The following is a 22,282-nucleotide window of genomic DNA, read 5'->3' on the forward strand; positions in this document are numbered from 1 at the left end:
GGCCATTACCCTGCCCCTGGGGTCCGCCGGCCTGACGCCTATGGGAGGCCGAGGCCCTCCTGGTTCGATGCAATGCGGTCGAAGAGGGTGTGGAGCCTCTCGTCGGGCTGGTAGACGGCGGCGCGGCGGCGATAGCACTCGGCCGAGCGGCGCATCGCCTCGTCGAGGCTCACGCGGCACTCGAACCGCCCGACCACGCCCATGACCTTCGAGTTGTCGAAGAGCACCGACCAGGTCTTGTCGCCCAGGAGCGGCCCGGCCCATTCGGGGTTGTAGCGCACCAGCGTGTCGGTGGGCACGTGAACGAGGCGCGGCTCGGCCCCCAGCGCGCGGCCCATGGCCTGGAAGATGGCATCCCACGGGTACGATTTCATGTGGCGTGTGATGTGGAACGCCTCGCCGAGCGCCTTGGGGTTGCCGAGCAGGCCGACGAAGGGCACGGCGAAGTCTTCCGAATGGGTGAGGGTCCAGAGGGCCGTGCCGTCGCCGTGGACGAGGAGGGGCCTGCCGTGGAGGATGCGCCAGGCCCAGTCGTCGCCGCGCCCGATGCCGCCCGGGAAGCGGGTGCGCAGGGTGTGGCTCGGGCGCACGATCGTCACGGGCAGCCGGCCGTCGGCGTGCTGGCGCAGCAGGAACGCTTCCATGTCGGCCTTGGTCTGGCTGTAGGGCCAGAAGGGGTTCGCCAGAGGCACATCCTCGGTGATGACCACGCGGGTGGGCGGCTTCTGGTAGGCGGAGGCGGTGGAGATGAAGACGTATTGCCCGCAGCGGCCGGCGAACACCTCGGCGTCGCGCCGCGCGGTGGCGAGGTCGTAGGCGAGGAACTGGCAGACGGCGTCGAACCGCTCGGTGCCGAGGGCCTCGTAGGCCGCTGGGTCCTTCAGGTCGCCCGGGATGTGGCGCACGCCGGGCGGCAGGGGCTCCTCGGTCCGGCCGCGGTTGAACACGGCCACCTTGTGGCCGGCCTCGACGCTGCGCCAGACGCAGGCCGTGGAGATCTCGCCTGTGCCGCCGATATAGAGCACGCGCATTGCGTTCCCTCTCAAGTCACCTCGGCCCGATGGCGTAGAGGCTGCCCTCGCCGCGAAGGTACAGGCGGTCGCCATCGAAGACGGGGTTGGCGACGAAGCGCTCGGACCGCTCGGCCCAGTGGCCGACGGCGACGACGTTCTCGATCTTGTTCTTGGCGATCTGCCTGTAGACCCGGCCCGGCTCGAGCACGAGCGCGCCGCCGGCATTGCCGAACACGTAGAGGTGCTTGCCCGCCAGAGCAGGGCTCACACCCACGCCGCGCGCCGCCCCCTCGTTCACCCACTGGAACGGGTCGAGGTCGAGCAGCTTCTGGTACACGATCGCGCCCTGCGCCACGTCCACCACGGTCAGCACGCCGGTGTTGTTGACGAGATAGGCGAGGCCCTCGTGGATGACGGGCGAGGAGAGGTGCCAGGGCATGTAGTACTTGGGGAAGGGCGAGCGCACGCTCAACGAGCGTGTGGCGAGCTTCAGCGGCTCGGCCAGGGCGTCGGGCAGCGTCTGGATGAAGAGCTGCATGCTGCCGCCGGTGGTGAGGAAGAGCTCGCGGCCCTCGACGACGGGCGAGGCGATGCCCTGGTTGCCCGCCTCGACGTTCTTATAGACCAGCCTGCCGTCGCTCGTCCGCACGAGGCCGCCGTTGCCCAGGACGATGACGCTCTCGGCGCCGATGCGGGTGGCGAACGGGGTGCCGTGGAAGAAGCCCTGGGGGTTCGCTCCCGTGTGCGGCATCAGGGGCGTTCGCCAGGCGAGCTTGCCGGTGTCGGCCTCGAAGGCCAGCAGATCGCGCATGAAGACGATCAGCTTGCCGTCGGCGAGGATGGGCGAGGAGGAGAAGCCGTGCTCGACGGCGGGCAGGATGTCGGCGCGGATCCAGCGGCGGCGGCCGTCGAGGTCGTAGCTGGCGGTCACGCCCATGCCGAACCAGCAGTAGATGGAGCGGCCATCGGTTGCGGGCGTGTAGCCCGAGAAGCCCACGTCGGGCGGGTCATAGCGCTTGTAGCGGTCGGGGGCGAGGCGGCGCATCTCCTTGTGAATCTCGAGCTCGACGGCGAGCTTCTCCTCGAGCTGCTTCGGCGTGGCCGTGCCGGCGACGACGGCGGCGTTCAGACCGTCGAGCTTCGCGGCCAGGGGCTGCACCTCCTGGAAGGCGCCGGCCTTCTCCTCGTCGCTCAGGGCGTCGAAGAAGCTGTTCGTGCGCATCCAGAGCAGCCGGCCCGTGCGCTTGTCGAGGCAGGCGAGGTCGTAGGACTCGCTCTGAAGGTAGAGCCTGTCGCCGACGATGACGGGCGAGCCGACCCCCATGCCGCCGCCGTAGAAGCCCAGGCGCGTGCCCGGCAGCGGGGCCGTCCACGCGATGCCGGTCTCCTCGTACTCGGCGGGCGGGCAGGCGTGGAGGATGGGCACGAGATACCAGTCCTGCTCGCCGGGGGCCGACTTGATGACGAGGCGGTTCCAGCCCTTGGCCAGCCGCAGGCGCAGGCGGGCCGCGAAGTCCTGGCTCGGCGTGCCGTTGAGCCACAGCCGCACCTTGCCCACGCACGTGAGGTTCAGGCGGAAGGCGCCGCCGGTGTCGGAGTAGACGTTCGTGGCGACGTAGGCGACCGCCTTCTCCCGGGGGCCCTTGCCCTCGGCGCCATCGGGTCCCGCCACGGGCGGGAGGCCGAAGAGCGCGGCGAAGTCGAGATGAGCGTTGTCGAGGGTCACCTTTCGCCAGGCGAGGCCGGCCGGCCCGTCGCCGGCTCCGGGTGCCCGGTCGCCCTCGCGGGGCGCGAGTTGCGCCTCCTCGGGCAGCGTGGGCTTGTCGAAGGCCGCCGCATCGGCGAGCGGCACGGGGCCGAGCACCAGCCATTCGCGGGCCACGCCGTCGGGCATGGGCGCGCCCGCGTCGCCCTCCTTCGGCGGCTGGGCCTGGAAGCGCAGGCCCTTCACGGCCTTGCTCACGCGCCCCCAGGCAACGGGCGGCGTCGCGTCGGGGTACTTGCCGGTGCCGTCGCCCCGCCAGCCCACGGTCGCCGCGCGAGCCGCACAGGCCAATCCCAAGCACAACGACACCGCCACACAAGACCATCCTGCCTTGGCCACGACCTGCTCCTGGCCTCCCATCTCGCACGGCCGCACCCGCTCACGGGCTTGCGGCGAGCCGAACCCCACGCTATGATGCCACAAGTGGGCGAAGACTTCCAGCGAACTACGGCCTCGCGCGAACCCGCACCACCCACCCGAGGGGAACGGATATGCCCAAGATCGGCCTCATGCCACGCTGCTATCTGAACGACATTGCGGCGGGACGGATGGACCTCTTCGCCTGGCTCGACGACGCGGCCTGCCTCGAGCCCGAGGGGCACGAACTGCACGCCGCCTTCTTCCAGGGCAAGAGCGGCGGCTACGTGGACCGGGCGCGCTGCCACGCCGAGTCGCTCGGCACGCCCGTCGTCTCGCTGTGCTACGCGCCCGACTTCACGCAGCCCGACCCCGCGGCCCGCGCGGCCGAGGTGCGCGGGCAGCAGGCGGCCATCCGCCTCGCCGCGCGCCTGGGCGCCGGCCTGTGCCGCACCCTCAGCGGCCAGCGCCGCGAGGGGCTCGACGTGGACCAGGCCGTCGGCTGGGTGGCCGAGTGCATCGAGCAATCGCTGCCCGTCGCCGAAGAGTGCGGCGTGAAACTGGTCATCGAGAACCACTACAAGGACGCGTTCTGGGCCTACCCCGAGTTCGCCCAGAGGGCCGAGGTGTTTCTCCGCATCGTCGAGCGGGTTCACTCGCCGCACTTTGGCGTGCAATTCGACCCGTCCAACGCCATCCTGGCCGGCGACGACCCGATCGCGCTGCTCCAGGCGGTGAAGGGCCGGCTGGTCTCGATGCACGCGAGCGACCGGTTCCTCGAGCCGGGCGCGTCGCTCGACGACCTGCGCCAGGCCGACGGCACGCTGGGCTACTCGCCCAAGCTGCGCCACGGCGAAATCGGCAAGGGCCTCAACGACTACCACGCCATCTTCACCATCCTGCGCGAAATCCGCTACGGCGGCTGGATCACAGTGGAGAACGGCGACACAATGGAGTCCATGCGAAACTCGATCCGTTTCCTCAAGGGTATGCGAGCCAAGTACTTCGGCTCATCAGTGTTCGGCGATCCCGACGTGGCTGGCGGCGGAGAGCGTGGGACGGGTGCCGTGGCGCCGCCGAGGACCAGCCCATAACCATCTATGCCGCAAGGCCTTACGCCCTCCGGCCACTCCCGCTCGCATGCTTGCTCATCGCGCAGATGAACAAGTATGGCCGGAACCGCGAGAATCGCCCATTCTCGCCCATCTACCCATGCTGTATCACTCTCCCCCTCACAGGGTTGATACAGCATGGGCAGGCGACGCCCGCCAGCCGCTCGGCACAGGCCCTCCCGCGTCCAACCCCAACCTCCCGCGGGTTCGCAACCCGCGGGAGGTTCGTGAATCCCGCGTCCACTCTTCCCCGAAGAGGAAGGGGCCGCAGAGCGGCCAAGATCCCCGTCCCCACGCAGAGCGTAGGGACGAGAAAGAGAGGCCCGTCCCCACGCAGAGCGCAGGGACGAGAAAGGGGGGAGCAGAGCGTAGGGACGAGAAGAAGAAGGAGAGCGTGAGGACGACAAGAGGGGGCAGGGCGTAGGGACGAGGGAGAGTAGCCGCAAGCGTCCCGCTTGCGCAGGTTTTCGTTCTCGCCCCTACGCTCCGTCACCTTCTCCTTCTCGCCTCTGCGCTCCGCGTGGGGGCGAATCTTCGGACGCTCCCGCGTCCAACCCCAACCTCCCGCGGGTTCGCAACCCGCGGGAGGTTCTTGCCCCCTCCTCCCCGAAGACGAAGCGACGGCAGAGCGGCCAAGAGGCCGAGCTTCGTTCTCGGGGTTCGGCTGTGGGCGGGGCCTCCGTGCCCCGCGTCCTGCCACCTCCTCGCGGGGGGCAGAGCCCCCGCCCACAAGCCTGCAACCCCAACCTCGGAGTCCGCTACGGCGGATGGATCACAGTGGAGAACGGCGACAGACTGGAGTCCACGCGGAACTCGATCCGTTTCCTCAAGGGTATGGAAGCTAAGTACTTCGGATGACATGGCGCTGGCATCCACCATGCTGGACCGGCTTGTCGCGGGAAGCGAACACACCTAAGTGCAATTACGCCAATGAATTACGCCACACTCTGCCATGAGAAGGGCCGCTGCGTCCGACTGCGCAGACGGACCGCATGCAGATCGCGTCCGGGCCTGTGGCGAGCTGAGTGTGTAAGTAACTGTTGCATAATGTCTTACGATTTCAAGCACTGAGAGTCGGAAAGCGCTGCTGGCGGCATGAGGTTTGCTAATTTTGAACGTGTTACGCTGGACTGCTGGGTCAACAACAGGAGGTCCCGTGATGGTGCGTGGTCGTCTCCCTGGCGCCTTCCTCACCCTCTGTGTCTGCGCCGCGCTCGCGCTCTCTGGGGCCAGCGCCTCGGCAGGTCTCGTGGCCTACTGGCCTCTCGACGAGGCCGGCGGCCAGGTGGCCAACGACCAGACCACCGTGAACAACGGCCAGCTCGGCAGCACCGCCGGCGCCGATGCCAACGACCCGACAGTTGGCCAACCAGGCCGCCCCGGCAGCGCCGGAACGTCCTACGGCTTCGACGGCACGAGCGACTACGTGATCGTGCCCGACCACGCGAGCATCGGCTCCGGCGTCCGCAACGCGCTCACCCTCTCGATGTGGCTCTACCCCACGACCACGCTCTCCAATAATGGCAACACATATCGAGCCCTGGAGAAGGGCGACGCCTATTTCTTCCTCCAGGGCGACGGCGCCGGCCTCGGCACCGGCGGCCAGAACTTCCTCATCAAGCAGGGCAACACCAACTACGTGGTGGGCCTCAAGGAGCCACTCGCCGCCAACACCTGGTATCATTTGGCGGCCACCTTCGACGGCGCGACCAGGGAGATGAAAATCTACCTCAACGGCGGGCTGAAGAACGTCTTCGTCGCCCCCGGAAGCCAGATAGACGACGACGCGCTGCCGCTGCGGATCGGCTCCGACGATGCCGGCAAGTACTTCCCCGGCCGCATTGACGAGACGGCGATCTTCGACCACGTGCTCTCGAACTACCAGATCATCGCCCTGGCCCAGGGCGCCACCCCCAACGCCCTGCCCGCCACGCCGGCGCCGCTCATCACCAGCCTGGCTCGCACAGGCACGGGCCTCGACGTGGATGCGCCTGTCATCGTACAGGGCGGCTTCGCGGAAAACGCCTTGTCCTTCTCCGATCGCACGCACGAATGGAACGCCCTGCCCGCGGCGCTGCCCGAGCTGGTCGGCGCCGACTATGTGAAGCTCGGCAACGAAGACCGCTCCGCCAACCCCTTCCGCCTCAACGTGGGCCTCGCCCAGCCGGCCACCGTCTACCTCCTCCGCGACAATCGTGTGAGCGGCGCCTCCCTGACCGCGATGAACCAGTGGATGGCCGCCTATGGCTTCTCCGACACAGGCCAGACGCTCTACGCGGACGAAAGCGGCGACGGCAGCAACAACACCCTGTTCTACATCCACCGCGCCAACTTCCCCGCCGGCAGCGTGGACCTGTTCCAGCAGAACCAGGGCGGCATCAACATGTACGGCGTCGTGGCCGTGCCCGGGCAGCTTGCCCCCAACGCCCACGTCTACACGCCGCTGGGCACCGGCAAGACCTTCCTCGAGCAGGCCGGCCAAGCCGTCATCGAGGCCGAAAACTTCACCAGCCGCGCCACCGAGGGCGTCCACAACTGGCTCGTCGTGCCCGACGAGAGCGCCGGCGCCGGCACCACGATCAACGCACGAGGGGGTAAGTTCGTTCAGTCCATGCCCGATGCGCTCCTGCCGGGCGGCGGGCCCACCAACCCGCCGTCCATCGAATACCAGGTCCAGATCAGCACGCCCGGCACCTATCGCGCCTATCTACGGTGGGACGGCAATGGCACCAATGCCACGCTCCAGGGCCAGAGCGACTCGATCTACCTCGACATCAAGGAGATCAAGGACGGCGCGGGCGGCGCGGCGGATTGGTACGAGTTGCAGCATGCAGTCAACGGCGACTTCAGCTCGGACCCCTGGGATGGCACGGGGCAGGCCGAGGTGGACGTCGCTGGCCCGGCCGATAACGCGATGACGTGGAACTTCGCCACGCCCGGCATCTACACCATCCGCGTGTCCATGCGGGAGGACGGTTCGACGGTGGACGCGCTGATCCTGCAACTCAGCAGCCTCAGCGCGCCGACCAATCCGGGGCCCGCGGAGTCCGCCTTCTCCAACGGCGTGCCGATCACGCTCGGGTATTCGAAGCTGGGCGGCGACCCCGACGCCATCCATCCCCTCGGCGTGGCGGGCGGCCTGGCCAACGGCGCGCCCGCCTTTGTGGACGCCCCCGGCGCCTGGCAGAACATCCCGCCCGATCTTCTCGGCGCCGACTACATCCGCACCGAGAACGACGACGCGGGCTACGGCTTCGTGGACTACTCGATCCTGGCCGGCCCCAGCTCCTATCTCTACATTTTCCTCGATGACCGCTACATCGCCGCCCACGGCCTGGAGCAGTGGATGCTGGACCTCGGCCTGATCGACACGGGGCTCGACGCGCTGCTCGACGGCACGCAGCCCTTCTCGATCTTCCAGCGCGGCGAGGCGCTGCCGGCGGGCTCGCCCATCTCGACGTACAGCCTGGGCTACGACCTGAGCCCCGCCTACAACTTCTACGGCATCGCCGTGGCGGACGTGGCCCTGCTCTTCATCCCCGAGCCCTCCACCTGCGCGCTGGTGGCGCTCGGCGTGTTGGCCCTCGCGCGCAAGCGGCGTCGGGGTCAGCAGAGGGTTCCGCGGTAGAAGGCGAGGGCCTTGCGCCTCACGGCCTGGGCGTCGGCATCGCCCTCGGCCACCAGCCGGTGCATGAACCCCACGTACGGCTCCAACCCGTCGCAATCGTGCCCATCGCCCACGCGCTCGAAGGCATCGGAGCGCTCGTTCCAGCGGAACAGCAGGCGGTGGCCGCCTGCCCCGTCGGCCTCGTGGAAGGCGGCGACCCGCCGGAGCACGCCTCGCGGCCCCGGCCGCACGTGCATGAAGAGGACGAGGCCCACGCGCCCCAGCGCCTCGCGGCTCACGCCCAGAGGCGGCGAGCACAGGATGTCGGCGAGTTCGTCGAGCGTGTCGGCGTGCAGGCACGAGGCCACGCGGCGCGGCCCTCCGACGAGCGCGAGAAAATCGGCCACGGCGCGCCCCCAGAGGTAGCCGTACCAGTGGCCCGAGCCGATCTCGTGGGCCAGATAGCACAGGGGGGCCTCGGCCGGCCTGGCGCCGGCCTCGGCGACCACGCCGGGATGGTCCACGGTCACGATCCGCGTGCCGGGCGGCAGCAGGTGGAGGAGGGAGGCCATGAGGGTCGTCTTGCCCGCGCCGCCGGGCCGCGCGCCCGTGAGCAGCGAGGCGCCGCCGGCCACCGCCCGCATGGCCACGGCCGCCATCTCGACGCTCAGCGTGCCCGCGCGAATCAGGTCCACGATGCTCAACGTGCGCCCGCCCCGCTGGTTGAGCGCCTCGATCTGCTCGTGATTGTGCCGCTCGATCTCCACGGCATCCTCCTGTGGGGGGAGACTGGCGCAGAAGGAACACTTCAGGCGAATGAAGCGGGGCCTCCGGCGCGCGCCTCCGAAGGTGAGGCAGTTCGTAGTGCGGGCTTCAGCCCGTCCTGGACGTTGACGATACCACGGCCTGAAGACCGCACTACAAACTCCGCTTCTTTCGGCGGAAGTGTCCCGCGCAGAGCATCATAGGCGAAGCTCGGCCCCGGAGCAAGCGGGCGGCGAGGGCCTGGGTGTGGGCCGGAGTTGTGGGTAGGGTGATTGTCTCTGGAGCCTGAAGGGCTCGCATGGGATAGCCCAGGGCAACGCCCTGGGTTCAGCGGGATCCACGAGTCCAGCCCTGAAGGGGCGAGATAGAAGCTCTCGATTCCGCCCTGTCAGGGCTGCCGCGGGGCGGTCTTGTTCCCAGGGCGTTGCCCTGGGCTATCCTATTTCGCTCCTTCGGAGCTCCCGCGGCCACCTGCAATTCCGGCCCACACCCCGAGGGCCTCTGCAAGTTGACCGTGTCGGCCGGATCGGCTATACTCCTCGGCGGTCGGAGCGTCGTGTGGCTCCGGCCCTTCCCCCCCAGGTCGGATGCATGATGCGCACGTTGCCTGGCTCGCGAATGTTGTGGGTTCTGGGAGCCTGCGTGCTCAGCGCCGCGCTGCTGCGCCTGAGCGACCCGGTGCCGGGTCTGTGGCCCTTGGCCTGGGTGGCGCTGGTGCCGTGGTTCCTGGTGCTGCGCGAGGCGAGCGGGGGCCAGGCATTTCTGGGCAGCGTGGTGATGGGGGGCCTGGCGGCGGGGCTGGGCCTGTCGTGGCAGTACCTGGTCACGGTGGCCGGCGGCATCGGGGTCACGCTGTATGTGGGCTTCTACTACGTGCTGTTCGCGTGGCTCGTGCGTGCGGCGACGCGGCGGTTGCGGGCGCCCTTCTTGCTGGCCGCCCCCGTGTTGTGGGTGGGCTGCGATTACCTGCGGAGCTTCGCGCTCACGGGCTTCCCGTGGCTCTTCATCGGCCACACGCAGTTCCCCTTCAAGGCGGTGGTGCAGGTGTCGGACCTCTTCGGCGCCTATGCGGTGAGCTTCGTGGTGGTGGCGGTGAACGCGCTGGCGGCCGAGGCAGTGCGCGCGGCCTGGCGGGGCGAGATGCCGCGGCGTCTCGTGGCAGGCGGGGCGGCGGTGCTGGCGCTCGTGGCGGCGACCCTCGGCTACGGCGTATGGCGGCTGGCCACGCTGGAGATGCGCGAGGGGCCCCTCGTCGGCGTCGTGCAGGGCAACGTGCCGCAGGAGGTCAAGAACGAGCTGTCGCTGGACAACATTGCGCGGATCTTCCGCGAGCACCGCGAGCTGACGCTGCGGCTGCCGGCCCTCGCAGGCGGCCAGCCGCTGGGCCTCGCCGTGTGGCCCGAGACGATGGTGCAGCTTCCCCTCAACCGCGGCGAGTACCCCGTGATCCGAGACTACCGGACCGCGATCGCGGACCTCGCGGCCCTGCTGCGTTGCCCCCTTCTCATCGGCGCGCACGCGGAGTTTGGCGTGGACCGCACCATCGAGGCGGAGGCCGACGGCACGGTGAGGAACGTCACCGACGGCGAGATCACCACCGAGGACCGCGCCTACCTGATGCCGCACTATGCCGGGGACGAGCCGGGCCGGGCGCCCGTCCGCAGGGTGCTCGTGGCCGAGGGCCAGGCGGTGCGCAAGGGCCAGCCGCTCGTCGAGTATGAGAGCCTCGTGTACAACAGCGCCTATCTCTTCCGGCCCGGCGAGATGCCCGCTCCGGCCGACCGCTACGACAAGACCCATCTTGTGCCTTTCGGCGAGTACATGCCGTTGCCTGGCCTGCTGTGGTTCCTGCGCCAGGTGGTGCCCTACGGCAAGGGCTTCTCGGCGGGCGACGCCTTGCGGCTGCTGCGCGTGGGCGACACGCGATTCGGCGTGCTGATCTGCTTCGAGAGCGGGTTCCCCGCGCTCTCGCGCGGCTACGTGGTGCGGCCCGACGGGGAGGGGGCGGATTTCCTGATCAACATTTCGAACGACGGCTGGTTCAAGGGCAGCCACGAGCTGGACCAGCACCTGGCCATCTGCGGCTTCCGCGCGGTGGAGTTCCGCATCGGCATCGTGCGGGCCGTCAACAGCGGCATCTCGGCCATTCTGGACCCGGCCGGCCGCATCCGCCAGGTGGTCACCGACGCCCGCGGCCGCCGGCGGCTGGTCTCGGGCGTGGCCGTGGGGCGCGTGCCGCTGCGGCAGGGCCTCACCTTCTATGCCCGGCACGGCGACGTGCTGGCGCGCCCGTGCCTTCTCCTCACCGGAGTCGTCTTCCTGGTTGCGCTGGCCGCGCGGGTGGTTGGCAAGGCGCGGCGTCCAAGCAGCGGCGGAGCAGGCTCCGGGGTAGCTGGATAGCTCGCCACGATTCCCGGTCGTTGTGGTCACAAGCGTCCCGCGCATGGTCGTCGCCGGGAGGGCCTCCGGCCGGCAAGCGGGACGCTTGCCGCTACAAGACCTCCATGGTGTGCCCGGACGGTTGGCAGAGAATCGTGGCGGGTTATCTGGGCCGCAGGAAGCCAGGCTACGGGCTGAAGCCCGCACTACGAGCAGGCGCCTTGGGGGGCGTGCTCGACCTGCATGCTCCGAATCGCTGAAGCCCGTCTGGGGCTGCTACGCGCCTCGGGCCGCGGCCACGAAGTCGCGAATCTTCGCCGGGTCCTTTCGGCCCGGCTCGGCTTCGACGCCGCTGGAGACGTCCACGCCGTAAGGGCGCACGCGGCGGATGGCCTCGGCCACGGTGTCGGGCCGCAGGCCGCCAGCCAGGATGATGCGGCCGAGCGCCGTGGCCTGCGCCGCCAGCGCCCAGTCGAGCGGCACGCCGGTGCCGCCGCGCTTGCCCGCCACCCGGGCATCCAGGAGGTAGGCCGCCGCGGGGTAGCCCCTGAGCGCGTCGAGGTCGGCCTCCTCGCCGATGTGGAACGCCTTGATCACGCACAGGCCGGCCAGTTGGCGGGCGAGGTCGGGCGCCTCGTCGCCGTGAAGCTGCACGGTGCCGATGCCGAGGGTGCCGCACGTCGCGCGAATACGCTCGGGAGCCTCGTTGACGAAGAGGGCGACGGGCGTGACGAGGGGCGGCAGCGCGGCGAGGATGGCCCACGCTTGCTCCAAGGTCACCCGCCGCGGGCTCTCGGCGAAGACGAGGCCGATGGCGTCGGCCCCGGCGTCGGCCGCGGCCAGGGCGTCCTCGGGCCGTGTGATGCCGCAGATTTTCACGCGTATCACGACGAAAGCTCCCTCACGAGTCGCTTGAAGATCGCCCCGCGCTGCTCGTAGTTCTCGAACATGTCGTAGCTGGCGCAGGCGGGCGAGAGGAGCACGACGTCGCCCGGCGCGGCCAGGTCGCGCGCGGCGCGCACGGCGGCGGCGAAGTCGCGGCCCGCCTGGCGTGTGGGCACCTGGCCGTGGGCGGCAATGGCCTCGGCGATCTTCCCTGCGGTGGCGCCGATGAGCACGGCGGCCTTGGCCCGGCGGCAGATGGCCCGGCCGAACTCGTCGAAGGGCAGGTGTTTGTCGTAGCCGCCGGCGATGAGCACGACCGGCTCGTCGAATGCCTCGACGCCCGCGATGGCGGCCTCGGGCGTGGTGGCCTTCGAGTCATTGTAGTAGGCCACGCCGCCGAGCGATCGCACGAACTCGAGGCGGTGCTCGAGGCCGCGGAAGGCGGCCATGCGCGGGCCGATGGCCTCGAGGGGCACGCCGCACAGCACGGCCGCGCCGGCGGCGGCGAGGGCGTTGCCCACGTTGTGGTCGCCGCGGAGCACGAGGTCGGCGCGTCGGAAAAGAGGGCAGGGGGGGCCGCCGTCGCGCCAGAGGGCTTGCTCCCCCTCCAGCCACGCGCCGCGCGCGACCGGGCCGCGGGTGGAGAAGAGGAACTTGCCGCCGCCCCCGAGAGCCGTCCACGTGGAGACGACGGGGCAGTCGGCGTTGAGCAGCGCCGCGTCGCCCTCGCGTTGGTGCAGCAGGATGGGCTGCTTGGCGCGGGCGTAGTTCGCCATCGTGTGGTGGCGGTCGAGGTGATTGGGCCGCAGGTTGAGCACGACGCTCACGGCGGGGCTCAGGCCGGTCCACTCCAGGCGCTCGAGTTGGAAGCTCGACAGCTCGAGCACCACGAGGTCGTCGGGGCCGATGGCGTCGAGTTCCTCCAGCAGCGAACGGCCGATGTTGCCGCCGAGCCAGGCGCGGCGCGGCCCGGCCTCGAGCAGGTGGGCGGCGAGGCTGGCCGCGGTGGACTTGCCGTTGCTGCCGGTGACGCCGACGATCTTCGCCGGGCAGAGCTTGAAGAACAGGTTGATCTCGGTTTCGAGCGGCACCCCGGCCTCGCGAGCTTTGGCCAGGAAGGGCGAGTCGTCGGGCACGGCGGGGTTCACCACCACGAGGTTGGCGTCGGTGAAATCCGCATCCACGTGGCCGCCGAGGTGGTACGTGATGGGCAGCCCGTCGAGCTTGGCGATGGAATCGGCCAGGGCGGCGGCGTCCTTGACGTCGGTGGCCGTCACGCGGGCGCCCTGTTGCGCGAGGAACCGGGCCACACCCACGCCGCCGCCGAAGAGGCCGATGCCCATCACCGTCACGCGCTTGCCTGCGAGGTCTGCCGAACGCATGGCCCTGTCCGTCTCCGTCGGGGGATCGCTCGAGGAGGCACGCGCAGTATAGCCAAAAGCGGTCGGGGGTCAACCGAGGTTTGCGCTCGCGGCTTGACACGCTCGCGCCGCGGCGGTATTCTCCCGGTCAGGGGCCACGACGGGTTCCCGGCACGGCAGGAGGAGCATTCGTATGGTCCGCATCACCGAGCCCTTCCACGGCGCCGTGCTGAACCGCCGGCACGGCGAGAACCTTCCAGACGGCCTCCGCATCGCCGTGCGCGGCGAGGCCGGCCTGCGCGACGCCGTGAGCGTCAACGGCCAGCCCGCCCGCCGCGCCGGCCGCGAGTTCGTTGCCGAGGTGGTTCTCCGCGCGCGCGAGACCGACCTCCTCGCGGTGGCCGAAGGCCCTGCCGGGCGGGCCGAACACCGCGTGCGCGTCGTGTGGGACCGCCACTCGCGCCCCCGCTACCGCGTCTCGATTGACGACAACAGCTTTTTCCTGCGCGACATCGCCCAGAAGGGCTATCGCTCGCTCTTCGACTGCTTCTATCTGGCGGGTCTGAAGCGCCTGAACGAGCGCTATGGGGCGCGCTTCAGCCTCAACATCTACTACACGACTGGCCCCGACTTCTCGCTGCCGCAGTTCCCCGACCGCTATCGCGGCGAGTGGGCCGACAACGCGGGCTGGCTGCGTCTGGCGTTTCACGCCTGGGCCAACGAGCCCGACAGGCCCTACCAGCACGCCTCGGCCCAGAAGCTCATCGCCGACCTCGACGCCGTGGCCGGCGAGATTCGCCGCTTCGCCGGCGACGCCGCCTACGCCCCGCCCACCATCATCCACTGGGGCATGGTCCAGCCCGAGGCCCTCCCCGCCCTCGCCTCGCGCGGCGTCCGCGTCCTCAGCGGCTACTTCGGCCGCGCGCCCTGGGGCTGGGATGTCAACTACCTTCTCGACGACGAGCGCTCCGAGCACCTCAGCCGCCACGACGCCCTGATGGACTTCACGAGCGGCATCGCCTTCTCCCGCGTGGACATCGTGTGCAACAACGTGCCCCTTGAGCGCATCGTGCCCACCCTCGCCCCGCTGGCCGACGACCCGAACACGGCCGAGATCATGGACCTTCTCACACACGAGCAGTACTTCTGGCCCTTCTATCGCCACCACGTGCCCGACCACTTCGAGCGGCTCGACGCGGCGATTCGCTGGGTCACCGAGCGCGGCTACCAGCCGGTCTTCTTCCACGAAGGCTTCCTCGGCGGCCCCGAGCCCGACTGAAACGGAGGCTGCCCGTGGCGACGGAACGCATCTACCTCGACTTCAACGCCAGCACGCCCATCGCGCCCGAGGTGGCCGCTGCCATGCGGCCGTTCCTCGCCGAGCACTACGGCAATCCCTCCAGCCTCCACTGGGCAGGCCGCCCCGCCAAAGAGGCCGTCGAGCACGCCCGCGGCCAGGTCGCCCGCCTCCTGGGAGCCGACCCCGCCGAAGTCGTCTTCACCAGCGGCGGCAGCGAGGCGAACAACCACGCCCTCAAAGGCGTCTTCTTCGCCCTCCGCAACCGCGGCAACCACATCGTCACCTCCGCCGTCGAGCACCCCGCCATCATCCAGCCCTGCCGCTTCCTCGAACGCATCGGGGCGAGGGTCACCTATGTGCCCGTGGACGGCACGGGGCTGGTGGACCCCGACGCCGTGCGCCGCGCCCTCACGCCGCAGACGATTCTCGTGTCGGTGATGCACGCGAACAACGAGGTGGGCACCGTGCAGCCGATCCGCGAGATCGCCCGCATCGCCCGCGAGGCAGGCGTGCTCGTCCACACCGACGCCGCGCAATCGGTCGGCAAGATCGCGGCCGACGTGAATGAGCTTGGCGTGGACCTGCTCTCGGTCGCGGGGCACAAGCTCTACGCCCCGAAAGGCGTGGGCGCCCTCTACATCCGCAAGGGCGCGCCCATCGAGCCGCTCGTCCACGGAGCCGGCCACGAAGCCGGCCGCCGCGCCGGCACCGAGAACGTCCTCCTCGACGTCGGCCTCGGCGCCGCCTGCGACCTGGCCCACCAGTGGCTCGGCATGCCCTACGTCCGCGAGTTGCGCGACTACTTCTGGTGGCAGCTTCAGCAGGCGTTCCGCGGCAAGATCGTCCTCAACGGTCACCCCACCAAGCGGCTGCCGAACACGTTGCACGTCAGCTTCCTCGGCCAGTCGGGCTCGGACCTCCTCGCCGTCCTGCCCGAGCTGGCCGCCTCGACAGGCTCGGCCTGCCACGCCGGCCTTGTCGAGCTATCGCCCGTCCTCAAGGCCATGGGCGTCTCGGACGAGGTCGGCCTCGGCGCCGTCCGCTTCAGCCTCGGCCGCACCACCACCAAGGACGAAATTGACCGCGCCCTCGACCTCCTCCGCCCCTTCTCCCGCGGCCCGGCCTGAGGCCGAGCGCCCGGCGGTAGCACACTACATGTTGTAGCCGTGCACTGGCAGACCACAACATGCCAGAGTCTCCCAGAGTCTCCCAGACTTCCCGGTTCATGCGCGGGATCTCGCATTGCCACCACATGTAGGGGCATATGCACGGGCGAACCACAATATGTAGCAAGTCGCCCGACTCGCCTGAGTCGCCGGTTCGTGGAGCACGTCTCACGCATCCCCAGGGGGGCGCAGTTGTGGGCGGCCAGTCCCTGCACCAGGCCCTTGGGCGGGGGGCTGAGGGGCATCCCTCCCACCCAGCGGCTACCCTATCTTTCTGCGCTCCCAGAAAGCGACCATGGCGCCCGTGGGGTCGGTGATGACGCTGAACCACCCGAAGCCCGGCACCTCGGTGCGGTCGCGCAACACCGTGGCGCCAAGCTCCTTGGCCCTCTGCGTCGTCGCCGCAACGTCGTCCACCCCGATATAGGCCAGCCAGTGCGGCGGGCAGTTGGGCACAGGGCACTTCGTGATCCCCCCGCCCACCCCCTCGCCCACGTGGACCACCGTGTAGCTCCCGTCATCGAACAGGATTTCGTCCAGCCGCCAGTCGAGCAGGCTGGCGTAGAACTCCTTCGCCCTCGCCACGTCATCCGTCTGGAGCTCCACGTGCACGAACGCATTGCCCATCGTCGCTCCTCCTTCCCACGGCGGCGGGGAGAGGTGTCAGGCCCCCAATCCTCACTCACGGCGGCACTCGTAGCCGCATCCGCGTCCTCACCGGGTGCCTGGCACGTTCCGCTCGTTACGCAGGCGCCCTGTGGCGGATGGGCTCCTCCGAGAGGCAACGCAGGGTCTACTTCCGGACCGCCTCCGCGCTGACGGTGATCTTGACGACGTCGCCGACGGGGCCGAGCATCTTGCCCATGCCAAAGTCGGAGCGCTTGATGGCGAACTCGCCGAAGAACCCGATGCGGTGCGCGCCCTCGGGGAACTCGGCCTCCTTGCCGCCGTGCAGCACCAGCGTCACGGGCTTCGTCACGCCGTGCAGCGTGAAGTCGCCGGTGATCTCGTAGGCGACGTCCGCCCCCGGCGGCGCAGCCGCCGCCTTTTTCACCGCCGTGCTCTTGAAGACGATCTCGGGGAACTCCTTGACGCTGAGGAAGTCCTCGCTGCGCAAGTGGGCGTCGCGCTTCTCGATGGCCGTGTCTATGCTTGTGGCCTTGATCGTCACCTCGCAGCTCGACGCGGCGGGGTTGTCGCGGTCGAAGGCGGCCTTGCCCGCGATCTCGTTGAACCGCCCGGCCACCCAACTGATGCCCAGGTGCTCGATCTGGAACGTCGCGGAGCTGTGCGCGGGGTCAATCACGTAGCTGCCCGCGCCCTCCGCCGCCGCGGCCCAGCCCGCGGCGCCCAGAAGAGCAACCAGCCCCACAGCGGCGGCCAGACGACGCCAGTGCGACCTGTCCATCTGCGGCCTCCTCAGTTACGGCGACACACACTCCCCCTAGGCCCTCATTCTAGCGCCCCGCGCGTCCGCGCGCCACCGGACTCTCGTCGCACGGCGCCAATCGGCGGAAACGCCAGGCGGCGGAGAGCAGGGGGTTGACTCCTCCGCCGGCCGTGCTACAGTGTGGCGCAGGCGGCGGCCGGGTCACTGTCCCTGGGAAGGAGCCAGCGATGGACTACGAGCGGATTCTGGTGTTCGGCGCGCACGCGGACGACGAGTTCCCGATGGCCGGCACGATGGCCAAGCTGGCCGATCAGGGGGTCGGGGTCTACGTGTGCACGATGACGAACGGGAACGAGGGCTACCCGAGGCCCGAGTGGCGCGACACGATCGTGGAGATGCGCCGCCGCGAGGCGGCCGAGGCCGACCAGGTGCTGGGCGTGACCCGCCGCTGGATTCTCGACGTGGAGGACATGGGCCTCGCGCTCACCAAGGCCACGCTGAAGGAGTGCATCCGCATCGTCCGCGAGGCGCGGCCGCACGCCGTCTTCACCCACGGCCCGCACGACCGCCACGGCGACCACCTGGCCACGCACACGCTGAGCATCCAGGCCACCTGGCACGCGGGCGAGCCGGTGGCGGCGGAGCTCGGGCCGCCCTGGCGCACGCCCCACGTCTACTACTACAAGAGCTGCGCTCTGCCGCTGCCGACCGTGGTGTTCGACACGACCGGCTACGCGCACAAGTTCGCCGAGGCGCGGGCCACGCAGGTCTCGCAGCACACCTTGTTCCGGCACACGAAGGAGGAGTTCCTGGCCGAGGCCGCGCGCATCAAGGCCGAGCGGCCGGCAGCGAGCGAACGCTTCTGGATCGTGGAATCGAACGTCCTGCCGGACTTCCTGCCGATGAAGTGAGGAGAGAGACCGCGAATCACGCGAATCTACGCGAATGAGGAGAGCATCAACCGGGCTGCTTGCCGGGCGCAAGCCGCTTCATGGCCGGGGGGCGGGTCCTATGACGGGGATCGGATAGCACGATGCGCTCGTACTCCAGGTCGGGGTAACTGCCGAAGTTCACGAGCAGCCCGAGTTGCATCCCAGTGGCACACAGGTAGTCGAAGACCTGGGAGCGATGCTCATCCGTAAGCTGAGAGGCAACCTTCAACTCCACAATGATCTTGTCGAAGCAGACGAAGTCCGGGACGTAGTGCTTCTTCAACGGCCGCCCCCGATACTCCAGTCGGAGCCCTCTGTGCGGGTCGAAGGGTATCTTCTGGAACTCGAACTCGATCTCCAGACACTCCTGATAGAGCGGCTCCGAGAACCCGTTTCCCTTGTCATTGTAGACGTTGAAACAGGCTCCAACGATGGCATAGCTCTCCTCGGGGTAGACGATCTCTGCCATCGGCTTCTCCTGCTTCATGCTCCATTCGCGAAGATTCGCGTGATTCGCGGTCGTTCCTCTCTTACCTCAGCAGCGGCAGCTTGACCGGGGCGTTCGTCTCGTAGCACCGCTGGGCGGCGAAGACGACTTCGTGGGTCTTGATGGCGTCCTCGAGATTGCAGTGGGACTCCCGGCCCGCGAGGATGCACTCGACGAAGTGGTCCATCTGCCCCTGGAAGGGGTGGTGGGTCACGTCGGCGCTGTCGGGCAGGATGGTGGGCAGCGTGACCCAGCCCTTCTGGCCGGGGAACTTGTGGCTCCAGATGCGGTTGTCGCGGATCGTGCCCCGGTCGCCGAAGACCTCGATGGGGAAGGTGTAGGGCATCACGCAGTCGGCGTTCACCGACACCTTGCCCACGGCGCCGTTGGCGAACCTTAGCAGCACCACCTCCAGGCCGTCGTACTCCATCGGCTTGTCGGTCTTGAGAAACTGGTTGGTGAGGTAGTTGAACTCCGTGTCCGAGCCCTTGCGCCAGCCGCCGCGGTAGGCGAACACCTCCACGGGGTCCGCTGCCTCGTATCGGCCCTGGGCCGCGAACCAGCGGCAGGCGTCCACCGCGTGGCACCCGCCGACAAGCAGCGCGCTCACCCCCGTGCTCGCCTTGCGCGCGTCGTCGTAGCCGCTCCACCACGAGCCGATGTCGTGCTCGTAATCCGTCTCCACGTAGTAGATCTTCCCCAGCGCGTCGTCGGCCACCATCGCCTTGATCGTCTCGAACAGCGGGTTCCAGCGCAGCACGAAGCTCACCACCGTCTTGACGCCCGCCTTGCGGACGGCCTTGCGCATGGCCCGCATCTCGTCGAGGCTGTTGGCGATGGGCTTTTCGATGACGATGTGCTTCCTCGCCTCGGCCGCGGCGATGGCGTTCTCGGCGTGAAGGTGCTGCGGCGTGCATACCGACACGATGTCCACACCCTCGTGGCGGAGGGCCTTGTCGAGATTGTCGTAGAGCCCCACATCCTTGAGCCCGGCCTCCTCGGCCCGCCGGCGGGCCGACTCGAGCTTGCGGCTCGACACCGCCACCACCCGCGTGTGGGGGTTCCTGGTGAACGCCGCAATGTGCTGGGTGGACACCCACCCCGCCCCGTGCACGAGCACGCCGAGCTGCTTCGCTGCCATGGCCGCTCCTCCAATGAAGGGTCCTCACACTTTGCCGCGCGGGCGGGGCGTTGTCAAGGCCGTCTCTCGTCCTTGCGCTCCGCGCGGGGACGAGACCTCGGCCGCTCCGCGGTCACAGGCACGAACGCGGAGCGGCCCCATCACCGCCCCCACGCGGAGCGCAGGCGCGAGGGGCGGGGGGCTTTGTGAAGGAGGCCGCCTTGACTCCGGCCCCGTCCCTCGCCATAATGCCCGCGGGTCGGCGGGAACAACTCACCCTCGTCCCGACACGCGGCGTGGGGACGAGGCTTCGGCCGCCCCGCGGCCGCCGGCACGGACGCGGAGCGTCCCCATCGCCGCCCCCGCGCGGCGCGCAGGGGCGAGGAGGCGAACGGAACCCACATGCACCTCTCCATCACCGTCCTCGGCACCACCACCTGCACGCCCGAGAAGGACGCGAACACGGCGTCGTTCGTCGTGGACCGGCGGGTGGCGGTGGACACGGGCTGGTACTTCACCGACCGGCTGCTGGCGTGCGGGATCAACCCGCTGGACATCGAGGCGGTCGTCTTCACCCACTGCCACCACGACCATATCCTGGGCCTGCCGCAGCTCGTCTTCTACTACGGCATCCAGGGCAGCGAGCGCCCCAAGCGGCCGCTCCGCATCTACGGCCCGGCCGGCGAGATCCGCCGCGTGGTGGACGATGCGCAGCGCTTCCTCCAATTCGACCGCTATCCCGAGCTCCGCTTCGGGATCGAGGTGACGGAGCTTCGCGGCGGCGCCGAGCTGGACATCGGCGGCCTGAGGGTGCGCACCTGCTCGGCCCGCCACAGCGTGCCCGGCTTGTGCTATCGCTTCGAGAACGCCGCCGGCGCCTCCGTGGTGTTCTCCGGCGACACCGCGTTCAACCCCGACCTCATTGACCTGGCCCGCGGGGCGGGGCTGCTCGTGCACGAGGCATCCTACGGCGCGAGAAGCGTCCGCGAAGACGGCAAGTGGGGCCACTCCGGCGCGCCCGACGCCGCCGAGGCCGCCCGCCAGGCCGGCGTCCGGCGCCTGGCCATCGTGCACTGCGCCCAGGCGAAGCTGGCAGAGGCCCTGGAGGCCGCCAAGGCCACGTTCCCTGCCTCGTTCGTCCCGGCCCAAGGCGAGGAATTGCAGGCGAGCCCCAATGGCTGAGAGGGTAGGGCGTGCCTCCTGGCACGGCGGGAGCGATGCGCGTGCCCGCAGGTGCCGGCGGCTCCCGCGGCCCGGCGGTCGTTTCAAGCTTGTCGAGGAATCTCCCAGGGGAGGCAACCGACGTGACGAGAGCCTGCTCGACCACGGCACGACAAGCGCCTGGGAGGTTCTTCGGCCGGCGCAGAACGACACGGCGCGAGCCCGGCAGTGCTTCTCCGTGTCTCTGTGGTTTCCCCTCTTCCCCGAGGCCCTGCGATGACTGAGCGCGAGCGGTTCCGCGAGACACTGCTCTTCGGCCAGCCCGACCGCATTCCGTTCTCGCCCGGCGGGCCGAGGGAGTCCACCCGGGCCGCGTGGAAGGCGCAAGGGCTCGAGAACCCCGAGCGCTACATGGACGCGTTGTTCGACATCCTGGGCTTCCGGCCCGACCCCCCGGAGAGGCCGGGCACCTGGCTCGGCGTGTCCTTCCAGATGATCCCCACCTTCGAGGAAAAGGTGCTCGAGCACCGCGACGGGCACTACATCGTGCAGGACTGGATGGGGGCGATCACCGAAATCTCGGACACCTACGACTACACCTACATCCGCTCGGCCAAGGACTTCGTGACCCGCAAGTGGCACAAGTTCCCGGTCGAGACGCGGGCCGACTGGGAGGCGATGAAGGCGCGGTTCGACCCGCAATCGGCGGGCCGCTTCCCCGCCGACTTCGAGGCGCGCTGCGAGCGGAACCGCGACCGCGACACCGCGCTGGGCATCCACTTCAACGGGCCGTTCTGGCAGCTCCGCGAGTGGTGCGGCTTCGAGGGCCTGTGCCTGAAGATGATCGAGGAGCCGGCCTTCGTGGCCGAAATGGCCGACTTCTGGGCCGACTTCGTCTCGGCCACGATGCGGCCCATCCTCGAGCGCGTGCAGCTCGATTACGTGGGCCTCTCGGAAGACATGGCCTACAAAGAGCACGCGATGATCTCGCCCCGCATGGCCCGCCTCTTCCTCCAGCCCGCCTATGAGCGCTGGGCGGCCGAGATTCACGCCAGCGGCTGCGACATCATCGACATGGACTCCGACGGCTACGTGGGCGAGCTGATCCCTCTCTGGATCGAGTCGGGCATCAACGTGTGCGACCCCATCGAGGTGGCGGCGGGGAACGATATCGTGGCGTTCCGCAGGGCGTTCGGCCGGCGGATGGCCTACAAGGGCGGGGTGGACAAGCGGGCGATCGCCAGGGGCGGCGACGTGATCGAGGCCGAGTTGGAGCGCATCCGTCCCGTCGTCGAGGGCGGCGGCTTCATCCCGAGCTGCGACCACGGCGTGCCGCCCGACATCTCCTGGGAGGACTTCGTCCACTACGCGCGTCTCCTGGCGGAACTCACGGGCTGGCGCTGAGACGCGAGGCGGATTGACTTCGCGGGGTCCTGCCCCTATAATCCGGGGTGGCGGCGGCGCAGCAGGTCCGGGGGTCAC

The 22,282-nt window shown here is 69.4% G+C and carries 17 protein-coding genes; 8 read left to right on the forward strand and 9 right to left on the reverse strand.

From position 1 onward, the window contains the following. Positions 1-38: 38 nt before the first annotated feature. Together PLE19_02845 and PLE19_02850 are read right to left on the reverse strand one after the other, a co-directional pair. A complete protein-coding gene (locus tag PLE19_02845) occupies positions 39-1,031 on the reverse strand; it encodes an SDR family oxidoreductase (protein ID HPD13855.1) in 993 nt (330 codons plus the stop codon). Between the two features lie 16 nt (positions 1,032-1,047). Next, positions 1,048-3,117 carry a PQQ-binding-like beta-propeller repeat protein gene (locus PLE19_02850; GenBank protein ID HPD13856.1) on the reverse strand — a complete coding sequence of 690 codons (2,070 nt, stop codon included), beginning with the start codon at positions 3,115-3,117 and terminating at the stop codon, positions 1,048-1,050. A 152-nt stretch (positions 3,118-3,269) separates the two neighbouring features. On the opposite strand from PLE19_02850, the gene PLE19_02855 reads away from it, so the two are divergent. Next, the gene (locus PLE19_02855) at positions 3,270-4,229 is read left to right on the forward strand and encodes a sugar phosphate isomerase/epimerase family protein (protein HPD13857.1); all 960 of its coding nucleotides are present in this window, start codon (positions 3,270-3,272) and stop codon (positions 4,227-4,229) included. 1,177 nt (positions 4,230-5,406) lie between these two features. After that, positions 5,407-7,875, forward strand: a complete 2,469-nt coding sequence (locus PLE19_02860; protein HPD13858.1) for a PEP-CTERM sorting domain-containing protein — start codon at positions 5,407-5,409, stop codon at positions 7,873-7,875. On the opposite strand, the gene PLE19_02865 is transcribed toward PLE19_02860, so the two are convergent. Then, positions 7,854-8,621, reverse strand: a complete 768-nt coding sequence (locus PLE19_02865; GenBank protein HPD13859.1) for a hypothetical protein — start codon at positions 8,619-8,621, stop codon at positions 7,854-7,856. The genes PLE19_02860 and PLE19_02865 overlap by 22 nt on opposite strands. 640 nt (positions 8,622-9,261) lie before the next feature. On the opposite strand from PLE19_02865, the gene lnt reads away from it, so the two are divergent. Next, positions 9,262-11,019 carry an apolipoprotein N-acyltransferase gene (gene lnt, locus PLE19_02870; protein HPD13860.1) on the forward strand — a complete coding sequence of 586 codons (1,758 nt, stop codon included), beginning with the start codon at positions 9,262-9,264 and terminating at the stop codon, positions 11,017-11,019. 255 nt (positions 11,020-11,274) lie between these two features. Here the strand turns inward: lnt and PLE19_02875 are convergent, their stop codons facing one another. Together PLE19_02875 and murD are read right to left on the reverse strand one after the other, a co-directional pair. Continuing rightward, positions 11,275-11,886, reverse strand: coding sequence for a phosphoribosylanthranilate isomerase (locus PLE19_02875; GenBank protein ID HPD13861.1), 612 nt, complete (start codon positions 11,884-11,886; stop codon positions 11,275-11,277). Then, positions 11,883-13,265 (reverse strand): UDP-N-acetylmuramoyl-L-alanine--D-glutamate ligase, encoded by a 1,383-nt coding sequence (gene murD / locus PLE19_02880; GenBank protein HPD13862.1) that lies wholly within the window; start codon positions 13,263-13,265, stop codon positions 11,883-11,885. Before murD ends, PLE19_02875 begins: the two co-directional genes overlap by 4 nt. A gap of 172 nt (positions 13,266-13,437) precedes the next feature. Here murD and PLE19_02885 point away from each other — a divergent pair, with 172 nt between their 5' ends. Together PLE19_02885 and PLE19_02890 are read left to right on the forward strand one after the other, a co-directional pair. Then, complete coding sequence (locus tag PLE19_02885; protein HPD13863.1) at positions 13,438-14,523, forward strand: hypothetical protein; 1,086 nt, start codon at positions 13,438-13,440, stop codon at positions 14,521-14,523. Positions 14,524-14,537: 14 nt separating this feature from the next. Further along, complete coding sequence (locus PLE19_02890) at positions 14,538-15,671, forward strand: cysteine desulfurase family protein (protein HPD13864.1); 1,134 nt, start codon at positions 14,538-14,540, stop codon at positions 15,669-15,671. Between the two features lie 300 nt (positions 15,672-15,971). On the opposite strand, the gene PLE19_02895 is transcribed toward PLE19_02890, so the two are convergent. Beyond that, positions 15,972-16,337: a VOC family protein gene (locus tag PLE19_02895; GenBank protein ID HPD13865.1), complete on the reverse strand. Its 366-nt coding sequence runs from the start codon at positions 16,335-16,337 to the stop codon at positions 15,972-15,974. Between the two features lie 166 nt (positions 16,338-16,503). Continuing rightward, positions 16,504-17,118, reverse strand: coding sequence for a YceI family protein (locus PLE19_02900; protein ID HPD13866.1), 615 nt, complete (start codon positions 17,116-17,118; stop codon positions 16,504-16,506). 209 nt (positions 17,119-17,327) lie between these two features. On the opposite strand from PLE19_02900, the gene PLE19_02905 reads away from it, so the two are divergent. Beyond that, entirely contained in the window at positions 17,328-18,011 is a 684-nt protein-coding gene (locus PLE19_02905) for a PIG-L family deacetylase (protein ID HPD13867.1), read from the forward strand. 46 nt (positions 18,012-18,057) lie between these two features. Here PLE19_02905 and PLE19_02910 read toward each other — a convergent pair whose 3' ends face one another. After that, positions 18,058-18,501 (reverse strand): GxxExxY protein, encoded by a 444-nt coding sequence (locus PLE19_02910; GenBank protein ID HPD13868.1) that lies wholly within the window; start codon positions 18,499-18,501, stop codon positions 18,058-18,060. A 61-nt stretch (positions 18,502-18,562) separates the two neighbouring features. After that, on the reverse strand, positions 18,563-19,660 hold the full coding sequence (locus PLE19_02915) for a Gfo/Idh/MocA family oxidoreductase (GenBank protein ID HPD13869.1): 1,098 nt from the start codon (positions 19,658-19,660) through the stop codon (positions 18,563-18,565). A gap of 381 nt (positions 19,661-20,041) precedes the next feature. Here PLE19_02915 and PLE19_02920 point away from each other — a divergent pair, with 381 nt between their 5' ends. Next, complete coding sequence (locus PLE19_02920) at positions 20,042-20,821, forward strand: MBL fold metallo-hydrolase (GenBank protein ID HPD13870.1); 780 nt, start codon at positions 20,042-20,044, stop codon at positions 20,819-20,821. A gap of 255 nt (positions 20,822-21,076) precedes the next feature. After that, positions 21,077-22,204: a uroporphyrinogen decarboxylase family protein gene (locus PLE19_02925; protein HPD13871.1), complete on the forward strand. Its 1,128-nt coding sequence runs from the start codon at positions 21,077-21,079 to the stop codon at positions 22,202-22,204. Positions 22,205-22,282: the final 78 nt, after the last annotated feature.

This window comes from Planctomycetota bacterium (assembly GCA_035384565.1).
GTDB lineage: Bacteria > Planctomycetota > PUPC01 > DSUN01 > DSUN01 > DAOOIT01.